The 23,577-nt window shown below is 70.2% G+C and carries 16 protein-coding genes; 11 read left to right on the forward strand and 5 right to left on the reverse strand.

The features are described 5' to 3' along the window. Positions 1-4: 4 nt before the first annotated feature. From G474_RS0104870 to recC, 5 genes are all read right to left on the reverse strand, one after another. Entirely contained in the window at positions 5-418 is a 414-nt protein-coding gene (locus tag G474_RS0104870) for a c-type cytochrome (RefSeq protein ID WP_026686000.1), read from the reverse strand. Between the two features lie 35 nt (positions 419-453). After that, the gene (locus G474_RS0104875; RefSeq protein ID WP_026686001.1) at positions 454-1,923 is read right to left on the reverse strand and encodes an FAD-binding domain-containing protein; all 1,470 of its coding nucleotides are present in this window, start codon (positions 1,921-1,923) and stop codon (positions 454-456) included. A 5-nt stretch (positions 1,924-1,928) separates the two neighbouring features. Next, positions 1,929-5,588, reverse strand: a complete 3,660-nt coding sequence (gene recB / locus G474_RS0104880; protein ID WP_026686002.1) for an exodeoxyribonuclease V subunit beta — start codon at positions 5,586-5,588, stop codon at positions 1,929-1,931. Beyond that, a complete protein-coding gene (locus tag G474_RS0104885) occupies positions 5,585-6,493 on the reverse strand; it encodes a cation diffusion facilitator family transporter (protein WP_026686003.1) in 909 nt (302 codons plus the stop codon). Before G474_RS0104885 ends, recB begins: the two co-directional genes overlap by 4 nt. 133 nt (positions 6,494-6,626) lie before the next feature. Beyond that, positions 6,627-9,902, reverse strand: a complete 3,276-nt coding sequence (gene recC / locus G474_RS0104890; protein WP_026686004.1) for an exodeoxyribonuclease V subunit gamma — start codon at positions 9,900-9,902, stop codon at positions 6,627-6,629. A gap of 78 nt (positions 9,903-9,980) precedes the next feature. Between recC and G474_RS0104895 the strand changes: the two genes are divergently transcribed. From G474_RS0104895 to G474_RS0104945, 11 genes are all read left to right on the forward strand, one after another. Beyond that, positions 9,981-10,649 (forward strand): response regulator transcription factor, encoded by a 669-nt coding sequence (locus G474_RS0104895; protein WP_043463302.1) that lies wholly within the window; start codon positions 9,981-9,983, stop codon positions 10,647-10,649. Between the two features lies 1 nt (position 10,650). Next, positions 10,651-11,937 (forward strand): sensor histidine kinase, encoded by a 1,287-nt coding sequence (locus G474_RS19575; protein ID WP_245589303.1) that lies wholly within the window; start codon positions 10,651-10,653, stop codon positions 11,935-11,937. Positions 11,938-11,970: 33 nt separating this feature from the next. Beyond that, complete coding sequence (locus G474_RS0104905; protein ID WP_084513564.1) at positions 11,971-13,662, forward strand: phosphoethanolamine transferase; 1,692 nt, start codon at positions 11,971-11,973, stop codon at positions 13,660-13,662. Continuing rightward, positions 13,650-14,435, forward strand: coding sequence for a phosphatase PAP2 family protein (locus G474_RS19580; protein WP_051281861.1), 786 nt, complete (start codon positions 13,650-13,652; stop codon positions 14,433-14,435). The genes G474_RS0104905 and G474_RS19580 overlap by 13 nt, the downstream gene beginning before the upstream one ends. An 80-nt stretch (positions 14,436-14,515) precedes the next feature. Next, positions 14,516-15,616: an efflux RND transporter periplasmic adaptor subunit gene (locus tag G474_RS0104915; protein WP_026686007.1), complete on the forward strand. Its 1,101-nt coding sequence runs from the start codon at positions 14,516-14,518 to the stop codon at positions 15,614-15,616. Further along, on the forward strand, positions 15,616-18,702 hold the full coding sequence (locus G474_RS0104920; RefSeq protein ID WP_026686008.1) for an efflux RND transporter permease subunit: 3,087 nt from the start codon (positions 15,616-15,618) through the stop codon (positions 18,700-18,702). The genes G474_RS0104915 and G474_RS0104920 overlap by 1 nt, the downstream gene beginning before the upstream one ends. Next, the gene (locus G474_RS0104925; protein WP_026686009.1) at positions 18,695-19,009 is read left to right on the forward strand and encodes a DUF3240 family protein; all 315 of its coding nucleotides are present in this window, start codon (positions 18,695-18,697) and stop codon (positions 19,007-19,009) included. The genes G474_RS0104920 and G474_RS0104925 overlap by 8 nt, the downstream gene beginning before the upstream one ends. Beyond that, the gene (locus G474_RS24395; protein ID WP_026686010.1) at positions 19,006-20,268 is read left to right on the forward strand and encodes a TolC family protein; all 1,263 of its coding nucleotides are present in this window, start codon (positions 19,006-19,008) and stop codon (positions 20,266-20,268) included. Before G474_RS0104925 ends, G474_RS24395 begins: the two co-directional genes overlap by 4 nt. Beyond that, entirely contained in the window at positions 20,265-21,533 is a 1,269-nt protein-coding gene (locus tag G474_RS19585; RefSeq protein ID WP_051281863.1) for an HD-GYP domain-containing protein, read from the forward strand. The genes G474_RS24395 and G474_RS19585 overlap by 4 nt, the downstream gene beginning before the upstream one ends. Next, complete coding sequence (locus tag G474_RS0104940; protein WP_026686011.1) at positions 21,533-22,189, forward strand: response regulator; 657 nt, start codon at positions 21,533-21,535, stop codon at positions 22,187-22,189. Before G474_RS19585 ends, G474_RS0104940 begins: the two co-directional genes overlap by 1 nt. After that, entirely contained in the window at positions 22,186-23,532 is a 1,347-nt protein-coding gene (locus tag G474_RS0104945; RefSeq protein ID WP_026686012.1) for an ATP-binding protein, read from the forward strand. Before G474_RS0104940 ends, G474_RS0104945 begins: the two co-directional genes overlap by 4 nt. Positions 23,533-23,577 lie beyond the last annotated feature (45 nt).

Consider the following 23,577-nt stretch of genomic DNA (forward strand, 5'->3'; position numbering starts at 1 on the left):
TGGTTCAGGGGCGCTGCAGCTGGTACAGGTAGTCGATCAGGGCCAGGATGCGGACCCGGACGGTGCGCTCGCCCAGCAGGGGATCGGCATAGACCTGGGCCGCGTCGTCGGTGTAGCGCTGACCCCAGACGGGCATGGCCCGGGGACCGTGGGCCTTGACGGCCTGGCGGCCGTCTATGGTGTTGTACACCCGGGCGGTGGGGAAGACGCCGCCATTGTTCTTCTGCAGCTGGGACAGGTCCGGGGGCTGGATGCGCAGGAATTCGCCCATTTCCGTTCCTCCCTTGCCGTCCATGCCATGGCAGGCGGCGCAGCTGTTCTTGAACTCCAGCTTGCCCAGGTCCGCATCGTCGGCCCGGGCCATCCCGGCAGCCAGCAACAGGGACACCAGGGTCAGCGGCAGCAGGCGCTTGATCATGCTCATCTCCTTTTCGTACTCACTTGGCCCGGGGATTATCCCTCTTCGCCCGGCCCCGCGTCAGGTTTTCCCTTGCCCTTGATGGCCTCGAAACGGGCCAGGGTACGGGCCCGGGCCTGGGCGTGGTCCACGATGGGGGCCGGGTAATCGCGCCCGATCTGCACCCCTAGTTGCCTTTGCAGCAGGGGCGGCAGGGTCCAGGGGGCGTGGATGTACTTGTCCGGCACGGCCGCCAGCTGGGGCAGGTAGCGGCGGATGAACTTGCCCTGGGGATCGAACTTTTCCGACTGGGTCACCGGGTTGAAGATGCGGAACCAGGGCTGGGCATCGCAGCCCGTGGAGGCGGCCCACTGCCAGCCGCCGTTGTTGGCGGCCAGGTCGAAATCGTTGAGCTGCCCGGCAAAATAGCGCTCCCCGGCCTGCCAGCTGATCCCCAGGTCCTTGGTGAGAAAACTCGCCACCACCATGCGCAGGCGGTTGTGCATGTAACCGCTCTGGTTCAGCTGGGCCATGGCCGCGTCCACCAGGGGATAGCCGGTGCGCCCCTGCTGCCAGGCGGCCAGCCCCTCGGGCCAGTCGTCCCAGACCAGGGCGTCGAACTCAGGCTTGAAGCTGGCGCCTTCCACGTGGGGGAAGTGGTCCAGCAGCATGAAGTAGAAGTCCCGCCAGACCAGTTCCGCAAGCCAGGTTTCCGCTCCCTCCCCGCCCTGGCGCCAGGCCGCCGCTGCCAGTTCGCGGATGGACAGGGTACCGAAGCGCAGATGCACCGAGAGGTAGGAAACTCCCTTCGCGGCGGGAAAGTCCCGCAGGGCCTTGTAACGGCCCAGGCGATCCTGGAAATCTGCCCAGGCGGCCCGGGCCCCGGCCATGCCGGGGCGGATGCCCAGTTCCGCCAGGTTGCTGGGGGCAAAACCCAGTGCCGCCAGATCCGGCAGGGCGCTCGCCCGGGGCGGCGGAACCAGTTGGCCGCCGCCAGCAGGCTGTTCCGGATAGGGGCGCAGCCAGAAGTCGCCCCCCGGGGCCGCCAGCTTTTTCAGCCAGGCATTCTTGTAGGGGGTGAATACCGTGTACGGACGCCCTCCCTGGGTCAGCACCTCGTCCCGGTCGAAGATCACCTGGTCCTTGGGACAGACGAAGGTGATGCCCGCTTCCTCCAGGCGTGCCGTCACCCGGGCATCCCGGGCCTTGGCGGCGGGCTCGTAATCCCGGTTGGCGAATACGGCCTGGACCCCCAGCTCCCGGGCCAGGGCAGGGATTTCCTCCCCGGCCCGGCCGTGTAACACCAGGAGCCCGCCGCCCCGGGCTTCCAGGGCGGCCGCCAGCTGCACCAGGGAACCGTGGATGAACTCCACCCGCCGATCCCAGGGTTGGGGCAGGAGGTCGAGGATGTCCCGGTCGAAGACGAAGGCGCAATAGACCCGGCGGGCCTGGCTCAGGGCCTGGTACAGGGCGGCGTGGTCGTAGTCGCGCAGGTCCCGGCGGAACCAGACCAGGGCGGCATCCAGGGTAGTCATGGGGCGATCTCCAGGGCCAGCCGTTCCCGGACCGGATCGGCCAGCAGGGTTTCCAGTTCCAGGATCAACTCCGGCCGGGGCGGCAGCAGGCAGACCCCGGCCTGACTACCGTCCTCCAGGCGCCAGCCCGGGCGCACGCCGCGCACGAACAGGTAGCAGGCGCCCCCCAGATGCCGGGCCGGGTCGTAGTCGGGCAGACGGAAGGCCAGGAACCGGTGCAGGGCAAGCAGGTAGAGCCGGGCCTGGAGGTTGTAGCCGTGCTCGAACATGGCCCGCTGCATGGGGCCGGGGCCATAGTCGGCGGGCTGCCAGCCCAGGTGGTTGCTCTTCCAGTCGAGCACGTAGTAGCGCCCCTCGTGGGCGAACACCAGATCCATGAAACCCTTGAGAAAGCCCTGCAGGGCGGGAAAGGCCAGCTGGGGTATGGCCTCCCCGTACCGGTGCATGATGGCCTGGAGCCGCTCCGGCGCCAGCCGGGCGACGGGCAGGTGGAATTCCATCTCCACCAGGCGCCGTTCCCAGCCCAGGCGGCTGAGGCAGAGGGGGGCGCTGGCACCGGGCAGGGCCAGGGGCGTGGCCAGCACGTCAGCCGCCAGGCCCTCCAGCATGGCCAGGTACAGCTCCCCCTGGGCCGGGTCGCCGGGGGGATGCTGGATCAAGGCGGCCCGGGCCGCGTTGCGGCAGCTGTCCGGGCTGGTGAAATCCGCGAATTCGAAGAGGTGGTGGATGCAGTCCCCGGCCCGGGGGCCCCGGGGAAAGTGCAGCACGTCGCTGGCCGGCAGGGTGACTTCGGGTTGGAGCTGGGGCAAGGGCTCCACCCCGAGCAGGCCGTCGTGGTCGCTGCCGTCCCCCAGGCTGGCGCCCCGCACCAGCCCGGAAAAACTATCGATGCGCCAGTCCGGGCGCAGGGGGCGGCGAGCCTGGGCCACTTCCGGATCAGGCCCGGCCGGCAGGGCGTCGAGCCGGTAGCGGCCCGGCTCGGGCAGGGTTTCACTACTCGCCCCCAGGTCCTTAATCAGCTGCTGCCAGGCGGCCGCCAGGGTGGGGCCGTCGGGCAGCTTGCGGCTTTCCATGCCCAGCCAGTCCTCAGGACTGAGGCCGGCCCCGGCCACCAGCCAGTTGAGCAGGCTGCGGCTGCTCTCGGCCCGGCTCATGCTGCCTCCCGCCACGGCGCGGCCATAGGCGCCCCAGACCAGGTAGCAGCGCTGCACGGGCCGGGTCAGGGCCACGTAGTAGAGACGCAGCAGTTCCGCCGCCTGCTCCAGCTTGGCCGCCTGCTTGCCCGGGGCCTCCCCTTCCGGACGGTAGTCGAGCAGCAATCGCCCTTCTTCGTCGTGGTAGGCATGGCCGGGCAGGCCGTCGCTGCGGGGCTTGATGCCCCCCTCCCAGAGGAAGGGGCAGAACACCAGGTCGTATTCCAGGCCCTTGGCCTTGTGGATGGTGACGATGCTCACCAGGTCCCGGTCCGACTCCAGGCGCAGCTGGGCCACCTCGTCGGCCCGGGGCTCGCGCCGCTGGGCCGCAAACCAGCGCAACAGGCGCACCGGCTGGGGCGTGAGGGCTTCGGCCTGGTGCAGCAGCTCGAGGAGATGCAGGTGGTTGGTGAGGCGCCGCTCCCCCTCGGGCAGGCCCAGCAGCCGGGCCGAAAGGTGCAGCTCCCGCCCGGCGGCGCCCAGGGCCGGGATGATGCCCCGCTCCTGCCACAGCCGGTGCCAGCGGCCGAAGCGCTCCACCCAGGCGTTCAGGGCCGCCTCATCCTCGGCCAGGGCGGCAATGGCCTCGGCCGTCTGGCCCAGCAGGGGCGTCCCCAGGGCGGTCTTGAGGAATCCCGTGCGGGCCGGTTCCAGCAGGGCCGCCAGGAAGCGTTCCAGGTCTTCCGCCTCGGCGGACTGGAAGACGTTGTCCTGAGCCAGTTCGGCGGCTTTCAGGCCCACCGCCGCCAGGGCCTGGCGGATCAGCCGTCCCTGCTTGTGGGTCCGGACCAGCACCGCGATCCGCCCGGCCTGCAGGGCTGCGCTGCCGATGCGCAGCTGGCCCTGGCGCCCGGCCTGGAGCAGGCGGGCGATTTCCTCCGCCGTGGCCTGGGCCGCCCGGGCCAGGGCCGTGGGTTTGTCCAGCAGCGTCCCGTCCGCTTCCGGCAGCTGCCAGAAATGCAGGGCGGCCCGCTCCGGGGTGCTGCTGTCTGCCAGCTCCGCCAGGGGTTTTTCCCCCCGCCGGGTGGGCTGGAACGTCAGTCCGTCGAGCATGAAGGCCCGGGGATTGGCGCCGAACAGGGCATTGATGCCGGCAATCACCCCCTCCGTGGAGCGCTGGTTGGCATCCAGATGATAGTGGGCCCTGGCCAGATTCCGGGCCGCCATGTAGGTGTGCAGGTCCGCCTGGCGGAAGCTGTAGATGGCCTGCTTGGGGTCGCCCACCAGGAACACCGGCTGCTCGCCGCCGCCGTAGATGCGCTGAAAGATGCCGAACTGGAGCGGGTCGGTGTCCTGGAATTCGTCGATCAGGGCCGCCGGATAGCGCTGCCGCAGGCTGGCCGCCAGGGCCTCGCCCCGGGGCCCGGTGAGGGCCTGGTGCAGGTTGCCCAGGAGATCGTCGAAATCCACCCGGTGGCTGGCCCGCTTGCGCGCCGCCACCTGCCCCGGCGCCCATTCCAGGAAGCGCCGGAACAGGGCCAGGCGGTGGGCTTCCAGCAGTGTTTCCAGGGATTCCCGGGCCCGGGCCAGGGCATCGGCCAGATCGAAACAGGGATGGAGCGGGGGCTGCTTGCCGGCCCGGGTCTTCTTTTCCGCCAGCACCGAGGCCCGGAAGGCCAGGGCCTTCTCGGACAGGGGCCCCAGGGGCTGCCCGGCCTCCAGGTAGGCGTCCCAGTCCCGGGCGCCGGCGGCCAGGTCCTCCTCCTTGAAATACTTCAGGTCCGGCAGGCGGGCGCTGAGGAGTGCCAGCACCGCCTGCCGCTCCTGCTGCCAGCACCCGGCCAGAGCCGCAAAAGCCTGCTCCAGGGGACCCGTATCCGGGGCTGCCAGGGCCGCCGGGAGCTCCGGCCAGAGGACTGTGGCCAGGGGTTTCTTCAGGGCCCGCTGCAGCAGCCGTTCCAGCTGCTCCGGGCTCAGGCCCTGGCCGGTGAGCCAGTCCACCAGGGGGGCCGGCAGCTCCCCGTGGGCCACCTGCAGCCGCCAGAAATCCGCCACCACCTGGCGCACCAGGTCGCTGCCATCCCCCAGTTCCAGGGCAAAGGGCTGGGCGGCGGCAAAGGGGCTTTCCCCCAGGGCCCGCTGGCAGAAGCCGTGGATGGTGAAGATGGAAGCCTCGTCAAAGGCGGTCAAGGCCGCCCGAAGCCGGGCCCGGAGACTTTCCCGGTCCCGCCCCCGGGCCTCCTGGGCGGCCACGAAGCGGGGAATGAAGGGATCTTCCCGGTGCGCCTCCCCCGCCAGCCAGTCCAGCACCTCCACCAGCCGGGCCCGCACCCGCTCGCGCAGTTCGGCGGTGGCGGCATTGGTGAAGGTGACCACCAGCACCTGGTCCATGGACAGCTCCCGCTCCACCAGGAGCCGCAGCACCAGGCCGCAGATGGCCCAGGTCTTGCCCGTGCCGGCGGAGGCCTCGATCAGGGCCAGGCCATCCAGGGGGCAGTCATGGACGTCCAGGGGCAGGCTCATGGGCAGGGTCGTTCCAGCTCCTGGTCGGCCAGGGACAGGGGGTCCTCGATGGGTTCCAGGTGCGTGAGCACGTGCACGTGGGGCAGGGCCCGGCGGATGTCGGTCTCGATCAGCTCCACCTGGTCATGGCCCTGCTGCACGCTCCAGTGGCCGGGCACCAGCACATGCACGGTGACGAAGGCCCGGGCCCCCGCCTGGCGGGTGAGCAGGGCGTGGAAGGCGATGCCCTGGGCCTCGTAGGCCGCCAGGACGCCATGGATGGTCTGCAGCTGCTCCGGCGGCAGGGACTCGTCCATGAGCCCGGAGGCGGAACGGCGCACCAGCTTCACCCCGGTCCACACGATGTTGGCCGCCACCAGCAGGGCCAGCACCGGGTCCAGCCACAGCCAGCCGGTGGCCCAGACCGCCACCAGCCCCAGCAGCACCCCGGCGGAAGTCCACACATCAGTGAGCAGGTGGTGGGCATCCGCCTCCAGGGTGATGGAGCGGTGCTGGCGCCCGGCCCGCAGCAGCACCCAGCCGGTGAACAGGTTGATCAGGGAAGCCAGTACCGAGACCAGCAGGCCCACGCCCAGGGCTTCCAGGGGCTGGGGCGCGAGCAGACGGCCGACGGCGGCATAGGCGATACTGCAGGCGGCCGCCAGGATCAGGAAGCCTTCGAAGCCGCTGGAAAAATATTCGGCCTTGCTGTGCCCATAGGCGTGCCGGTCGTCGGCGGGCTGGGCCGCCAGGGTGATCATCCACAGGGCCATCAGGGCCCCGGCCAGGTTCACCAGGGATTCCAGGGCATCGGAGAGCAGCCCCACGGAACCGGTGAGCCACCAGGCCCAGGCCTTCAGGGCGATGGTGGCAATAGCGGCGCCGATGGACAGCCAGACATAGGATTTGAGGGAAGGTTGGGTCATGGATCAACAGGCCGGAAATGGGGAACCCCGAGGCCCGGATTCTAGCAGCCCGCCGGATCGGACCGGGAAGCCGGACGGCCCCGGGACGGCCGCCACCGTTCTTGCCCCTGCCCCCACGGCCTGGGGGCCCGCCTCAGCCCAGTTCCGGATCGTCCAGATGGGCCAGCAAGGGGGCCAACAGGCACTCCTGCCAGTCCAGGAATTCCGCTCCCAGGGGCTCGCCCTGGCCGCGCAGGGCCAGGGCCCACCAGGGATCGGCGGCTTCGCCGGCGCGCTGGGCCGTTCCCAGCCAGTGCTGGCGCCCCTTGGCCTCACCGGCCGTGTGCCAAGCCCAGGCCGTAGCCGGATAAAAAGCCAGGGGGCGCAGCTGCCCCTGTTGCCAGGCCTGCAACCAGACCGCCAGCAGAGCAGCAGGATCTGACACGGGGAGCAGGCGGAAGGTCTTGTTGCGCGCCACATGCAGGGTTTCCCGCGCCACTCCGGGGGGAGCCAGCAGGTTGAGGCAGAGGTGATCGAGCCAGGCGGCCAGGTAGTCCCCGGCCCGGGCCGAGGCACAGCGGTAGCGCAGCAGGCCGGCGGGGCCCCAGCCCTGGAGCTGGCCGTGCAGTTCCAGCCCCTGGAGTTCCAGGCGCAGCTCCAGGGGTTCGGGGGCCAGCTCCGCCAGCCGGGGCGCCAGATCCCGGGCATAGCGGCGCAGGGCATCCACCTCCCGGGTCAGCAGTGCCTCGCCCACCTGGCCGCTGGGCAGTTCGGGGCCGCTGCGGGCCTGGGCCAGGAGCTGCTCCGGCGCCGCCCCGGCCAGGGCGGCGGGGAGCAGCCGCCCGGCCAGACCGTAACGGCCCAGGCCATCCAGGAGCAGGGGCTCCTCGTCCTCCAGCTCCGCCTCGCTGCCGGGCAGCACCAGGCCCAGGCGGTCCCGCAGCAGGGCCCGGGCCGGGTGGCGGAAGAAGGCCTGGAGCTGGGCCAGGCCCAGGGAATCCGGCACCGCTGGCGGCAGGCCGGCGTTGAAGAACGGGGGTTGGCCCGGGGGCGGTCCGCCCGCTTCATCGTCGTCCTCCCCGGCCGCCAGGGGGGCGCTCCAGGCGGCGGTCTGGCTTTGGGCGGCCAGGGCCGCGGCATGGGCGGCGTCGTGGCTCAACAGCCGGGGGTCCGGCCGCCGGGGGTCGAAATAGACAGGGGAAAAGGCTTGCAGCGGATGCTGCAGGCGCAGCCGTTCCAGGGGAGCGCCGGTGGCGCGGCAGAGGAATTCCAGCAGTTCGGCCACCAGGATGGAGGGCGGCAGGGGGGCATCGTCCCGCTGGCTGCGGCCCGTGTAGCTCAGGTACAGCCCCTCCCGGGCCGCCAGGATCAGGTCCAGGAACAGGTTGCGTTCGTCCTGGCGCCGCTGCCGGTCCCCGGGCCGGGTTTCCAGGGGGGTGAGATCGAACTCCAGGGGCCGTTCGGGACGGGGGAAAACCCCGTCGTCCAGGCCCAGCAGGCAGATCAGCTTGTAGGGCAGCTGGCGCAGGCTGGGCAGGGCGGTGAAGGTGATGCTGCCGGCCGGCATGCCGCCCCGGGCCTGGGCCTCCAGAGCTTCTTCGAGAGCCAGACTGGCCGCCGCAGCGGGGATAGGGGTGGCCGGGTCCGCCTCGGCCATGGCCTGGGCCAGGGGCCCCAGGGCCGCGAGGATCTGGCGCAGGGCTTCGGCCTGTTCCGGGTCCGGCAGGCGCTCCCCCAGCCAGTTCAGCAGCAGCCCCTGCCACAGTTCCCGCCAGGCCGCCGCCGGACGCGGCTGGGCCAGCTCCCGGGCCAGGGCTTCCAGGTTTTCCAGGACCCGCCACAGGGCGCCCAGTACCCGGGCCCGGCTGCCGCCCAGACGAGCCGCCGGGGCGATGCCGGCAAAGGGTTCCCCGGCATCGCCCCGGGCATAGCCGAGCAGCAGCCGGCCGAGGGCGTCGCGCCAGGTGTGGCGCTCGTCCGGCGGCAGCCCGGCACCGGCCCGGGCCCGGGCGTCCAGGCCCCAGTGCACGCCAGCTTCCTGCAGGGCCTGGTGCAGGCGCTCCAGATCGGCTTCGTCCAGCCCCAGGGCGGCGGCCACCAGGGGTTCCTGCACCAGAGCGAAGACCTGGCTGGCGGGCAGCCGGGCCGGCGGCGCCGCCAGGTCCAGGAGCTGCAGCAGCACCCGGGCCACGGGGTTGTCCCGGGCCGCCTTCTGGCCGGTGATGGTGTAGGGCAACCGCCCGGCGCTGCCGAACACGGCTTCGATCAGGGGGGCGGCGGCATCCAGGTCGGGCAGGGCCACCAGCACGTCGCCGGGTCCCAGGGCCGGGTCGGCCTCGAAGCGGGCCAGGAGCTGATCCTGGAGGATTTCCAGCTGCCGGGCCAGGGAGTGGGCCACGTGGATTTCGATGCTGCGGTCGTCCCCGGCCAGGGGCCAGGCCCCGGGGGCTGGCGGCTGCAGGTCCAGCAGGCTGTCCTGGAAGCGCTGCAGCAGCAGGGGGCCGCCGCTGGCCTGGAACAGGCCCTCCTCGGCACTGGTTTCGGCCACGGTTTCCAGGATCAGCCCGAACAGGGCCTGGGTCTGGCGGCCCCAGTCGGCCAGCAGGGGGTAGCGGTCGTCCAGGTAGGCGTCCCGGCCGGCGGCTTCGAGCCGGGCCTGGCGTTTGCTGGCCACTAGCTCCAGCCAGTAGTCGCGGCAGGGATTGAGCAGGTAGAGATGCACCTCGGTCCAGTCCGCCAGCCGGGCCAGCAGCTTCAGGTACAGGGGCGGCAGGGAGGAGAGGCCGAAGATGTGCGCCTCGGCCGGCAGCCCGGCCCGGGCCACGCCCTCGGGGCCCAGGGCTTCCAGGGCGTCGAAGAAGGCGGCGGAAGGATGCTGGCTGGCCGTGCCCAAGCCTCCGGTGAAGCGCTGCCACAGGGCCATCTGCCAGGCTTCGTCCTGGCGCTCCCGAGGCCCGGCGCCGGGCAGGCGGGCCGGCTCGCCCCGGCTCCAGGCTACGAGCCAGTCGGGCCGGTAGGTGATGTAGGTTTCGAACAGGGTGGCCACCCGCCGGGCCAGCTCCAGGCTCATCAGCGGGTCCGCCTCGGCCAGATAGCCGGCCAGGCGCGGGTGGGCCGCCACCAGATCCGCCTCCTGGAACAGGCGCCAGAGGCGCCAGGTGCCCCGCTCCGGCGCAAAGGGGGAAACGGCTTCCACCGTGGGCACCAGCTGGGCGATCCGGTCCCACAGCCACTGGGCCAGGAAGGGAAACTCCACCCCGGCGGCCACCCCGTACAGGCTGGCCATGGCCAGCTGCAGGTCCCGCTTCAGGGCGGCGCTGGGGATGATCACCTCCTGGGCCCGGAAGGGGTCGGCCGGTGCCTCGGCCAGGCGCGCCAGGAGGCGGGCCTTGAGGATCTCGTAGCGGTTGGAGGTGTGCACATGCAGCATGGGCCGGATTGTACTGCGCCCGGGGAAGCCGGGCCGGCGTCTATAATGGCCGCTCCCGTTTCCCGCCGCCGCCCCGCCATGCGCATCCTCATCGTCGAAGACGACCGGGCCATTGCCGAGAACCTCTACGAGTACCTGGACGCCCGGGGGCACCAGTGCGACTACGCCCACACCCTGGCGGCCGCCACCCTGCTGCTCCAGGGCAGCAGCTTCGACGCGGCGATCCTGGACCGCAACCTGCCCGACGGGGACGGCATCGGCCTGGCCCGGCGCCTGCGCGCCGCTGGCAATGCCCTGCCCCTGCTCATCCTCACCGCCCGGGACACCCTGGAAGACAAGCTCACGGGCTTCGCCGCCGGGGCCGACGATTACCTGGTCAAACCCTTTGCCCTGCAGGAGGTGGAAGTGCGCCTCTCGGCCCTGGTCCGGCGCGCCGGAGCCCAGCCCCAAGCGGGCGTCTGCCGCCAGGGGCCGCTGGAATACGACGGCAGCGCCCAGGAGGTACGGCTCGCCGGCCAGCCCCTGCGCCTGCCCCCCAAGGCTCTGAAGCTGGTGGCGGAACTGCTGCCCCACCCGAACCGGGTGTTCTCCCGGCGGGAGCTGGAAATCGCCATCTGGGGCCACGAGCAGGAGTCCAGCGACAACCTGCGCAGCGTCCTGCATACCCTGCGCCGGGCCCTGGGGGAAGAAAGCGGCGTCCAGGTGGTCAATGTGCACGGCCTGGGCTACAAGCTGGTGTGCGCCTGAGATGAGCCCCCGCCGCCCCCCCAGCATGCGCCTGAAAATCGCCGTCTCGGTGACGGCTCTGGTGCTGCTGCTGATCCTCGGCCAGGCTCTGGCCCTGGTGTTCATGTACGAGGAAATGGAAGAGGAATTCATCGACAGCATCCTCGCCGAGCAGCTGGAATACAGCATCCGCGTCAGCGGCGCCTCGGAGCAGCTGGCCCTGCCCAACACCCCCAACATGCAGCTCTACCGCCTGCGCCCCGGGGAACCCCTGCCCGCCGGACTCACCCCGGAGCTGGCCGCCCTGCCCGTGGGCAACCACGAGATCTACCTGGGCGACCAGGAATACCACCTGGCGGTGCGCGACACGCCGGGGGCCCGCTTCATCCTGCGCTACGACGAATCGGAGCACCAGGCCCGGGTGGAGGCGGTGAGCACGGTGATCCTCTCCGGCGCCCTGATCCTCTGCGCCCTGGTGCTGGTGCTGGTGCACGCCCTGGCGGGCCGCCTCACCCGGGGCCTGGAAAACCTCAGCACCCGCCTGGCCCAGGGCCGGGGCGAAGCGCCCTACGCCCAGCCCGACATGGAGCGGGAGCTGCTGGCCGTGGCCCGGGCCCTGGATGCGGCCGAGCTGCGCCAGCGGGACCTGCTGGCCCGGGAACGGGACTTCAACGCCCACCTCTCCCACGAGCTGCGCACCCCCCTGACCGGCATCCGCACCGATGCGGAACTGCTGGCCAGTCAGACGGAGCTGCCGGAAGCCGTCCGGCGCCGGGCCAGCCGCATCATGACCGCCAGCGACCGCATCACCAGCCTGGCGGAAAGCCTGCTGCTGCTGGCCCGGGAAGCCCGCCCCGCCGCCCAGTGGCAGGAAGACGTGGACCTGGGCCAGGCCCTGGAGCAAAGCTGGCAGAGCCTGGCCCCGGCGGATGCCCGCCTGGAACTGCAGCTGCCTCCCGGCACCCTGTTGCGGGCCGACCCCGCCCTGCTCAACCTGGTGCTGCGCAATCTCCTGGACAACGCCCTGAAGCATGGGAACGGCAGCCCGGTGCGCTGCCGGCTGGAAGGTAGCCGGCTGCAGGTGCAAGATCAGGGCCCGGGCTTCGGCGCCACGGACCCGGAGCAGCTGTTCGCCCGCTTTGCCCGCCAGGGCCCCGCCGCCGGCCACGGCCTGGGCCTGGCCCTGGTGCGCCACATCTGCCAGGCCTGCGGCTGGCAGGCCACGGCCCGCAACGCCCCGGAAGGGGGCGCCCTGCTGGAAGTGGAGTTTGGCCGGGGCATCACAATTTCCTCACAGGTATCTCACTAAAGCCTCACGCCCGGCCCGGCAGACTCCCGGGCCATGAACACCCAGACCCTGTCCGCCGCCCATCCTGGGGACGGCCTCCGCTCCCGGCTCCGGCTGCCCCACTACACCTGCCGCCAGGAAACCCTGATCCTGATCGTCAGCCTGTGGTTCACCCTGGCCTGCAACGGCCCCTTCTGGCACGCCCTGCTGCAAGCCCGGCCCCTCTCCAGCCCCGGCGCCTGGAGCCTGGCCCTGGGGCTGGGGCTCAGCATCACCGCCCTGCATGCGTTGATTCCCGGCCTGCTGGGCAACCGCTATACCCTGAAGCCCCTGCTTGCCCTGCTCCTCACCCTGGCCTGTTGCGCCAGCTTCTACATGGCCAAGTTCGGCATCTACGTGGACCCGGACATGCTCAGGAACGTGCTGCGCACCGACCCGGCCGAGGCTAAAGAGCTGCTCACCTGGGACCTGCTGCCCCACCTGATCCTCTACCTGCTCCTGCCCCTGGTGCTGCTGCAACGGGTACAGCTCCGCCCGGTCAGCCGGGGCCGGGCGCTGCTGATCCGGGGCGCCGGGCTGCTCGTGGCCCTGATCCTGGGGGCCGGGGGTCTGGCCCTGAACTTCCAGGACCTGGCCGCCCTGATGCGCAACAACAAGGAAATGCGCTACCTGATCACCCCGGGCAACAGCCTCTATTCCCTGGGCCGGGTGCTGGGCAAGGATGCCCGGGCCGAAACCGGCCCGAAACAGGTGACCGGGCCCGACGCCGCCCTGGGCGCCGCCTGGAGCCAGCGGCAAAAGCCGGTGCTGTTCGTGATCGTGGTGGGAGAAACCGCCCGGGCCGCCAACTGGGGCCAGCACCCGGGCCCCGACGGCGCCCCCCGCAACAGCACCCCGGAGCTGGGCAGCCGGGGAGACCTGATCCAGTTCTCCGAGGTGACGAGCTGCGGCACCAATACCGAGGTGTCCGTACCCTGCATGTTCTCGGCCCAGGGCCGCCGCCACTACGACGAGGACGCCATCAGGAACAGCGAATCCCTGCTGCATGTCCTGGACCGGGCCGGTTTCAAGGTGGTCTGGCGCGACAACCAGGCTGGCTGCAAGGGCACCTGCTCGGGCCTGGAACAAGAGCGCCTGCACAATGCCCAGCTCCCGGGCCTGTGCGACGGGGAACGCTGCCTGGATGAAATCCTCCTGGAAGGGGCCGAACAGCTGGCCGCCGACGCCCAGGGCAACCTGGTGCTGGTGCTGCACCAGCTGGGCAACCATGGCCCCGCCTATTACAAACGCTATCCCGAACGCTTCCGCCGCTTCACCCCCACCTGCGACACCGCCGACCTGAGTCAGTGCAGCCAGGAAGCCATCGCCAACAGCTACGACAACGCGCTCCTGTACACCGACCATTTCCTGGCCCGCACCCAGGACTTCCTCAAAGCCAGGGCGGAGCGCTACGACACGGCCCTGATCTACCTCTCCGACCACGGGGAATCCCTGGGGGAGAACGGCCTCTACCTGCACGGCATGCCCTACGCCATCGCCCCCCGGGAGCAGACCCGGGTGCCCATGCTGATGTGGCTTTCCCCCGGCTACGCCAGAAGCTTCGGCCTGGACACCGCCTGCCTGCGCCGGGAGGCCGGCAAGCCCGCCAGCCACGACAACCTGTTCCACACGGTGCTGGGCCTCCTGGATGTGAGCACCCAGGCCCGGGACCCCCAACTGGACATTTCCGCCCCATGCCACAGCTGACCCCCTTCCCCTCCCGGACCGCCCCCTGGCGCTGGCCCGCCAGCCAGGCCCTGCTGCTCATCGTCAGCGCCCTGCTCCTGCTGCTGGTGTTCGAAAACACCAGCCTGGACATGGACATCGCCCGGCACCTCTACGACCCGGGACAGGGGGAATTCCCCCTGCGCCACCACTGGCTGTTCGACTACGTGCTGCACCACGGCATGAAGCAGGCCTCCTACGTGGCCGTGGCCGGGGCCCTCTATTTCTGCTACCTGGGCTGGAAGGGGGAGCTGGCCTGGCTGCCCCGGCGCAATGCCCTGCTGGCCGCCCTGGGCATGCTGCTGATCCCCATCGGCACCACCATCCTGAAGGACCTGACCCACCGCCACTGCCCCTGGGATCTGGTGGATTTCGGCGGCTTCGCCCCCTACCTGCCGCTCCTGGCCCCGCCCCCGGAAGGCATCAAGGCCGGCCAGTGCTTCCCCGCCGGCCATGCCTCGGCCGGTTTCCTGTGGATCGTCTGGGCCCTGGCCCTGCGCCCCGCCGGGCGCCGCCTGGCCCGCTTCGGCCTGGCCCTGGGCCTGGGACTGGGCGGGGTGATGGGACTGGCGCGCATGGCCCAGGGCGCCCACTTCCTCTCCCACACCCTCTGGTCCCTGTGGTTCGCCTGGGCCATGAGCCTGACCCTGGCCGTGCTGCTCAAGGCCGAGCTGGGCCTGGGCAGCGCTGCCGGAGAAGCCGGGCGGGAAGGCATGCTGAGCGGCGCGGCAGAAGCCCCCTGCAGCGCCGAATGAGGGGCCAGCCCCGGCCTTAAGACTGCCTTAAGGCCGGGACGCTAAGGTGGGAGCCGTTTTGCTACCGGCGCTCCCAACCCATGTCCCGTCCTTGCTCCCTGTCCCTCCCCGTCCTCTGCCTGCTGCTGCCCCTGGGCCTCGCAGCCTTCCCGGCCCTGGCCGCCGGCCCCCAACAACAGACCTTGAGCGGACGCCAGCTGCTCTCCCTGGGCATCAAGACCCAGACCCTGGACGCCCAAAACACCGCCCAGCTGCGGCACCTGCCCGGCAAGGTGGAAGTCCCCGCCGGACAGTTGCAGGTCCTGGTGGCGCCTCTGGAAGGTACCCTGCAGGAACTGCGGGTAGCCCCCGGCATGCCGGTCAAGAAAGGCCAGGTCCTGGCCCTGCTGGTCAGTCCCCAGGCCCTGGAACTGCAGCGCCAGCATGCCGAAGCCAGCGCCCGGAGCGCCCAGGCCAGAAACGCCCTGGCCCGGGACGAGCAGCTGTTCAAGGAAGGCATCATCCCCGCCGCCCGGCTGGAAAGCACCCGGGCCAGCGCCAGCGAGGCCGGCGCCCAGCTCAGCCAGAGCCGCCAGTCCCTGACCCTGGCGGGCGGCAAGCCAGGGCAGCTGGCACCGCTCCTGGAACTCCGGGCCGGCATGGACGGCATCCTGCTGGATCAACTGGCCCAGGTGGGAGACCGCCTCCCCGCCGCCACCCCCATCGCCCGCATCGGCCAGCTGCGCCCCCTCTGGATCAGCCTGCAGGTTCCGCCCGCCGTGGCCGCCCAGGTCAAGGCCGGTGACCGGGTCAGCCTGCCCTTGCTGGGGGTGGAAGGAAAGCTGCTGGCCGTGAGCCGCAGCGTGGACCCCATGAGCCAGAACACCACCCTGCGGGCCCAGGTAGACCAGGGCAGCGAACAACTGAGCCCGGGCCAGGCCGTGGAAGTGGACATCCAGGTCGGCGGCCAGCCGGGGCTGGCCCTCCCCAGCCGCGCCCTGGTTCGCCACGAGGGGCGGCTGCTGGCCTTCGTCCAGCAGGGCAGCGGTGATCAGCTCCACTTCACCCCCCGCCCGGTGCGGATTCATTCCCAGCTGGGCGACACCGTCATGGTGGAAGGACTGGCTCCGGGAGACCGGGTCGCCGTCCAGGGCGTCGCCAGCCTCAAGGCGATGCTGCTGGGCGCGGCGGAGGGCGAGTGATGCTGGTACGCCTGATCCGCTTTTCCCTGACCCAGCGCCTCCTGGTGCTGGTACTCACCCTGATCCTCGCCGGCTTGGGGGTGCGCGCCTTCCTGCAGCTGCCCATCGACGCCTTTCCCGATGTCTCCACCACCCAGGTGAAGATCATCCTCAAGGCCCCCGGCATGACGCCGGAGGAAGTGGAGGCCCGCATCGTCACCCCGGTGGAGCAGGAAATGCTGGGCATTCCCAATCAGCGCCTGCTGCGCTCCACCTCCAAGTACGCCATCACCGACATCACCATCGATTTCGAGGACGGCACGGACATCTACTGGGCCCGCCAGCAGGTGGGCGAACGCCTCTCCAGCGTCATGGACAGCCTGCCCCCCGGCGTCAATGGTGGACTGGCCCCCATCACCACCCCCCTGGGAGAAATGTTCATGTTCACCATCGAGGGGGACCTGCCCCTGGATGAGAAGCGCAGCCTGCTGGAATGGGTGATCCGGCCGCAGCTGCGCACGGTGCCCGGCGTCGCCGACGTGAACAGCCTGGGCGGCTACGTCAGGACCTTCGAGGTGGTTCCCGACAACACGGCGCTGACGGCCAGGGGCATTTCCATGGGCACCCTGCGCCAGGTGCTGCAGCAGAACAACCGCAATGACGGCGCCGGGCGCCTCAATGAGGGAGAGGAGTCCCTGCTGGTGCGCACCGAGGGCGCCATCCAGAGCCTGGAAGACGTGGCCGCCATCGTGCTGGCCAAGGGGCCCGGTGGCGTGGTGCGGGTGGGCGATGTGGCCACCGTGCGTTACGGCCACCTGACCCGCTACGGGGCGGTGACCCGGAGCGGCGAGGGCGAGGCGGTCCAGGGCCTGGTGCTGGGGCTCAGGGGCGCCAACGCCCGGGCCGTGGTGGCCGGGGTCAAGACCCGGCTGGCGGAAATCGCTCCGTCGCTGCCCCCCGGCATCAGCATCGTCCCCTTCTATGACCGCAGCTCCCTGGTGGACCGGGCCGTGCAGACGGTCTCCAAGGCCCTGCTCGAAGCCATCGTGCTGGTGGTGGTGCTGTTGCTGGCCTTCCTCGGCAACCTGCGCGCCGCCCTGGTGGTGGCCCTGATGCTGCCCCTTTCTGCCCTGGCCACCTTCATCCTGATGCGCAGCTTCGGCCTCTCGGCCAACCTGATGAGCCTGGGCGGACTGGCCATCGCCATCGGCATGCTGGTGGATGCGGCCGTGGTGGTGGTGGAGAACGTGGAAACCGAGCTGGCCCACGCCCCGGAAAATCTGCCCACCCTGCACCTGATCTACCGGGCCGCCCGGGAAGTGGCAGCGCCGGTGGCTTCCGGGATTTTCATCATCATCATCGTCTTCCTGCCACTCCTCTCCCTGCAGGGCCTGGAAGGCAAGATGTTCGGCCCGGTGGCGCTCACCATCGTGTTCGCCCTCTCGGCCTCCCTGCTGCTTTCCCTCACCGTGGTGCCGGTGCTCGCTTCCTGGCTGCTGCAGCGGGGCGTGCATCAGGAGCCCTGGCTGGTCAGAAAGCTCAATACGGGCTACGACCGCCTGCTGGGCTGGGCCCTGAGCCACACCCGGCCCCTGATCATCGGCGCCCTGGTCAGTCTGGTGGCGGCGGGGGGCGCCTATACCCTGCTGGGCAAGACCTTCATGCCAACCATGGATGAAGGAGATCTGATCATGCAGCTGGAAAAGCTGCCCTCCATCACCTTGGAACAGAGCCTGGCCCTGGATGGCCGCATCCAGCAGGCCATCATGGCCCAGGTGCCCGAGGTGAAGGCCATCGTCGCCCGCACCGGCGCCGACGAGCTGGGCCTGGACCCCATGGGCCTGAACCAGACCGACACCTTCATGGTGCTCAAACCCCGGGACGAATGGCGGGAGCCCGACCCGGACTGGTTGGCGGACCAGCTGCGCCAGGTCATGGCCGACTTCCCCGGCATCGGTTTTTCCTTCACCCAGCCCATCGACATGCGGGTTTCCGAGATGCTCACCGGGGTGCGCGGCGATCTGGCGGTGAAGATCTACGGCCCCGACCTGAACACCCTGAACCAGCTGGCCGGCCAGGTGGAAACCGCCATCAAGGGAACAGCGGGGGCGGAAGACACCTTCACCGTCAAGAATGAAGGGGTCCAGTACCTGCAGGTTAGCGTGGACCGCCTGGCCGCCGGCCGCTTCGGCCTCAACGTGGAGGACGTCCAGGACACCCTGAAGGGCCTGCTGGAAGGGCAGACGGTGGGCACCGTGATCGAAAAGGGACGCCGCCTGTCACTGCTGATCAAGGGCACCGAGGATGTGCGGGACAGCCCGGCGGCCTTCGCCGGCCTCTTCATCACCGCACCGGAGGGCCAGGCCATCCCGCTCACCAGTGTCGCCCGCATCGAACGGGTGGACGGCCCGGTGAAGGTGGACCGGGAAAACGCCCAGCGCTTCGTGGTGGTCCAGTCCAACGTGCGCGGCCGGGACCTGGTGGGCTTCGTGGAGGACGCCCGCCGGGCCGTGGAAGCCGGCATCCAGCTGCCCCCGGGCTACCGGATTGCCTGGGGCGGCCAGTTCGAGAACCAGCAGCGGGCCGCCGCCCGGCTGGCCGTGGTGGTGCCCATGGCCCTGGCGCTGATCTTCTTCCTGCTCTTTTCCACCTTCCGCTCGGTGCGCCAGGCGGTGCTGGTGCTCTCCAACATTCCCTTCGCCCTGGTAGGCGGCGTGTTTTCCCTGCTGCTGGCGGGCGAGTACCTCTCGGTGCCCGCCTCCGTGGGCTTCATCGCCCTGCTGGGGATCGCCGTCCTGAACGGGGTGGTGATGGTCAGCTACTTCAACCAGCTGCTGGCCACCGGCATGCCCATCGGCCAGGTGGTGGTGGAAGGCGCCAAGCGCCGCCTGCGCCCGGTGCTGATGACCGCCAGCATTGCCGCCCTGGGCCTGGTGCCGCTGCTGTTCGCCAGCGGCCCGGGCTCGGAGGTGCAGCGGCCCCTGGCCATCGTCGTGATCGGCGGACTGGTCACCTCCACCTTCCTGACCCTGCTGATCCTGCCCATCCTCTACCGCCGCTTCGGCCTGCGGCCCCAGACCCCCTTCCGGGAGACTGCCCATGTCTGACACCCCTCTTCTGCTCACCCTGATCGTGCCCCATGAACTGGAGGAAGCCGTGGCCGACACCCTGCTGGCCCACCCGGAACTGACCACGGGCTTTTCTTCCACCTCCACCGAGGGCCACGGCAGCTCCATCCAGCTGGTGGAAGCCGCCGAGCTGGTGTGCGGCCACGTGCACCGCAAACGCCTCGATACCGTCTGCAGCGACCAGGCCAAGGCCGACGCCATCCTGGCCCTGCTGCGGCAAGCCTTTGCCGGGGCCAATCTCTATTACTGGATAGTCCCGGTGCTGGCCCACGGGAGGCTGGCATGAAACACGCCCTCCTGCTCCTGGGAATTTGCTGGGCGGTATCGTCCCAGGCCACCACCGACCTGCCGCCGGAACCGGCGGTCCGCCAGGCCCTGCTCGACCTGCCCTCGGTCCGGGCCGGACGGGACGAACTGGCCCGGGGAGAAGCCCAGCAACGGCAGCTGGAAGCCGGCCCCCATGAATGGGCCCTGACCCTGGAAGGCCAGCGGCGCCGCACCAGCGGCGTGGACGGCAGCCCGGACAGCCGCAGCCGCGACTGGGCCGTGGGGCTGGAACGGGCCTGGCGACTGCCGGGCAAGGCCGAGCTGGATTCCCGCCTCGGGGCGGAGCAGCGGACCCTGGCAGAGGCCGCCGCCGCCGAGCGCATGTCCGGCGGCGCCCGTTTGCTGCTGGAAAGCTGGTTCGCCTGGCTGCGGGCCCGGGAGCAGTTGCAACAGACCGAAGAAGCCAGGGCAACCCTGGAGCGGGAAAGCCGGGCCGTGCAACGGCGCCGGGAGCTGGGCGATGCCTCCGAGCTGGAAACCCTGCAGGTCGCTGCGGCCCTGGCCCAGAAGGAAGCCGAGACTCAGGCCCGGCAGGGGGAACTGCTGTCCGCCCGGGAGCGGCTGAAGCAGCTGTTTCCCAGCCTGCCCCTGCCGGAGCAGCCCAGTCTGAGCCAGCCCCGCCCCCTGGAAGGCTCCCTGGAGCAATGGGAGCAGGAACTGCTGCTCCATGAGCCCGGCCTGCGCCGGGCCCGGCTGGAATCCGCCTACAGCCAGCTGCAGGCCCAGCGCGCAGACCGGGAACGCCTGGCCGACCCCAGCCTGGGGGTCCGGGTCGCCCGGGAAAAGGATGGTGAAGAGCGCCTGCTCGGTCTCACCCTCACCATTCCCCTGGGCGGCAGCGCCCGCCAGGCCGAGGCAGACCGCAGCAGGGCCGAAGCCCGCCTGAGCAGCGAGCACGAGGCCCAGATGCTGCGGGAAACCCGGGCCTCGGTCCGGGCCGCCTGGCTGCAGGCCCAAGGGGCCTATCAGGCCTGGCTGCGCAGCCGGGAGGCCGCCGCCGGCATGGCCCGGGCCGCCAGCCTGCAAGCCCGGGCCTACGAACTGGGCGAAGGCAGCCTGGCGGAATTGCTGAACGCCCGGCGCCTGGCATTTTCTGCCAAACTGGACGCTGCCCTGGCCCAGCTCGATGCCCTGGAAAAATACTACCGGCTGGAAATCGACCGCCATAAACTCTGGGACTTCACCCGGAACGAAACGCCGACACCGCCCCTGCCATGATCCAAACTGACAATGCCCAGCAGATCCTGCGCCGCCGCCTGCTCCTGGTAGGCACGATCACCGCCATCCTGGTCGGTCTGATCACCTGGTACACGGAAACCGAGCGCATTGACGAGAAGGTCCTGGCCCAGGCCGTGAGCGCCGCCCACCGCATCTCCCCCGCCAACCTGGAAGCCCACGAGCAGGGCAGCCTCTCCGATGCCGCCCTGGGGACCATGCTGGAGTACGTGGCGGCCGACCACTTCGGCATTGTCGAGCTCTACGACCGCCACAAGAACCGCCTGATCGAATACGTGCCCCCCGCCCTGGAGGCCCTGGAAGAAGAGCTGAAGCAGGGCGGGCACGTGGAACTGGCCCTCAAACCCAGCTACATGAAGCGCCTGGTCCAGGGCCAGTTCGCCCTGGTGGTGGCGGTTCCCATCGCCCGGCCGGGGGAGGCCCCCCGGGGTTACCTGGAAGGGGTGTATCTGCCCAGTCCGGAGAGCATGGCCCAGATCCGCGACGACATCACCCGGGCCGTGGTCCTGGTGGTGCTGGCCATCGTGCTGACCACCCTGACGGTCTATCCGGTGGTCCTGGCCCTGCACCGGGAAGTGCTGCAGCGCAGCCGTTCCATCCTCAAGGGCAACCTGGAACTGCTGGAAGTGCTGGGCAGCGCCATCGCCCAGCGGGACTCCGACACCAACGTGCACAACTACCGGGTCACCCTGTACGCCGTGGCCCTGGGTGAAGCCGCCGGAATTCCCGCCCAGGAAATGCGCAACCTGATCGCCGGCGCCTTCCTCCACGACGTGGGAAAAATCGGCATCTCCGACACCATCCTGCTCAAACCCGGTCGCCTCACCCCGGAAGAGTTCCAGACCATGAAAACCCATGTGACCCTGGGGCAGGAAATCCTGCACCAGTCCGCCTGGCTCCTGCAGGCCCGGGAAGTGGTGGCCCACCACCACGAGAAGTTCGATGGCTCGGGCTACATGGCAGGACTGGCGGGCGAGGCCATTCCCCTGAATGCCCGCATCTTCGCCGTGGTGGACGTGTTCGATGCCCTCACCTCCCGCCGCCCCTACAAGGAAGCCATGTCCGTCGCTGCGGCCATGGAGATCATGGGGCGGGACCGGGGCAGCCATTTCGACCCCCGGCTGCTGGATCTGTTCGTCCCCCTCTCGGCCGAGGTTTTCCAGCGTTACGGCGAAGCCGGTGAAGCCGACCTGCACCAGGCCCTGCTGCCCGTGCTGGAGCAGTACTTCATGGGCCAGGAAAAGTAATGCGCCTCCTCCTGGTGGAAGATGACCCGGTGCTGGGAGACGGCCTCAAGACCGGCCTCTCCCAGGCCGGCTTCACGGTGGACTGGGCGCAGGATGGCGCAGCAGCCGACGCTGCCCTGGACTGCGAGCAGTTCGCCCTGGCCATCCTCGACCTGGGCCTGCCCCGGCTGGAGGGCCTGGAGGTGCTGCGCCGCCTGAGGCGACGGGGTCAGACCTTGCCGGTGCTGATCCTCACCGCCCGGGACAGCACCGGAGAAAAAGTGGCTGGCCTGGATGCCGGGGCCGATGACTACCTGATCAAGCCCATAGACCTGGACGAACTGGCGGCCCGCATCCGGGCCCTGCTGCGCCGTGCCGGAGGGCGGGCCGCCCCGGTGCTGGAAGTGGGGCCCCTCCGGCTGGACCCGGCCTCGCACCAGGTGGAGCTGGAGGGGCAGCCCGTCAACCTGTCCACCCGTGAATTCTCCATCCTCCAGCTCCTCGTGGAAAACGCCGGCCGGGTGATCAGCCGCAGCCAGCTGGAAGCCGCCCTGTACGGCTGGGGCGACAGCCTGGAAAGCAATGCCGTGGAAGTGCACATCCATCATCTGCGCAAGAAGCTGGGCAGCGACAGCATCCGCACCCTGCGCGGGGTGGGCTACACCTTCCCCCGATGACCCCCGGCCGTCCCACTTCCCTGCGCCGCCGCCTGCTGCTGCTCCTGCTGGGCGGCTACCTGAGTTTCGCCATCGTGGTGGTGCTGCTCCTGCACCGCCACACCCACCATGAGGTGGATGAGCTGTTCGACGAGCAGCTGCGACAGATTTCCGTGAACCTGCTGCTGATTGCCGAGCACTGGCACGACGCCGAACCCCTGCCCGCCTCCCCGGTCCCCCAGATCGGGCGAAAGCGCTTCCGTTTCCAGATCATGGACACCGACGGCCGGCTGCGCTTTCGCTCGCCGGAAGCCCCCCTGGCCCCGGCCCGGGGGCCGGATGGGTACACCGACCACAATGACCGGGACGGCCACTGGCGGGAAATGCGCCTGACCTCGGAAGACGGGGAACATCAGGTCTGGGTCGCGGAACATCACGGTTACCGGGACAAGCTGATCCAGGAAACCATCGCCCACGTCCTGCTGCCCCTGGTGGTGGGGCTGCCCTTCCTCGGCCTCTGGGTCTGGCTGGCAACGGGACGGGGGCTCGCCCCCCTGGCCCTCGTCACCCGGGAACTGCAAACCCGGGGGCCGGAACACCTGGCCCGGCTCGCCGCCTCCCAGGTCCCCGCCGAGGTCCAGCCCATGGTCGGGGAACTCAACCGCCTGCTGGCCGAAGTGGATCACGCCCTGAACGCGGAACGCCGGTTTACCGCAGATGTGGCCCACGAACTGCGCACCCCCCTGGCCGCCCTGCACACCCAGAGCCAGGTGGCCCTGCGGGCCCGCAGCGATACGGAACGCCAGCATGCCCTGGAAAAACTCAAGCAGGGCCTGAACCGCTCCATCCACCTGGTGGAACAGATGCTGGTCCTGGCCCGCCTGGACCCCGAACGGGGCCTGCCGGACAAGGAGCGCCACCGGATCGTCCTGGGAGAACTGGCCGAGCGGGTCTGCGCCGACCTGGGGCACCTGATCCTGGAAAAACACCTGGAATTCGATCTGGACACCCAAGCCGGGCTGGTCATCATCGGCCAGCAGGACTGGCTGTCGATCATGATGCGCAACCTGGTGGACAACGCCATCCGCTACACCCCCGAGCAGGGCCAGGTCCAGGTCCGGGTATATGCGGACCGGGACGGCAGCTGCTGTTTCCAGGTCACCGACAACGGCCCGGGCATTCCCGAACACGCCCGCCAGGACGCCCTGGCCCGCTTCCACCGCCTGGACCAGAGCGGCAAGAGCGGCAGCGGCCTGGGCTTTTCCATCGTCACCCGGGTGGCGGAACTGCATGGCGCCCACCTGGAACTGGAAACCGCACCCGGAGGCGGGCTGGCAGCCCAGGTCCGCTTCAGGCCGGCCTAGCCGGCATTGACCCGTTCATCGCGGCTTGGCGCACGAGCGCCTGCA

Origin of the sequence: Azovibrio restrictus DSM 23866 (assembly GCF_000429665.1) — a bacterium.
Classification (GTDB): Bacteria; Pseudomonadota; Gammaproteobacteria; order Burkholderiales; family Rhodocyclaceae; genus Azovibrio; species Azovibrio restrictus.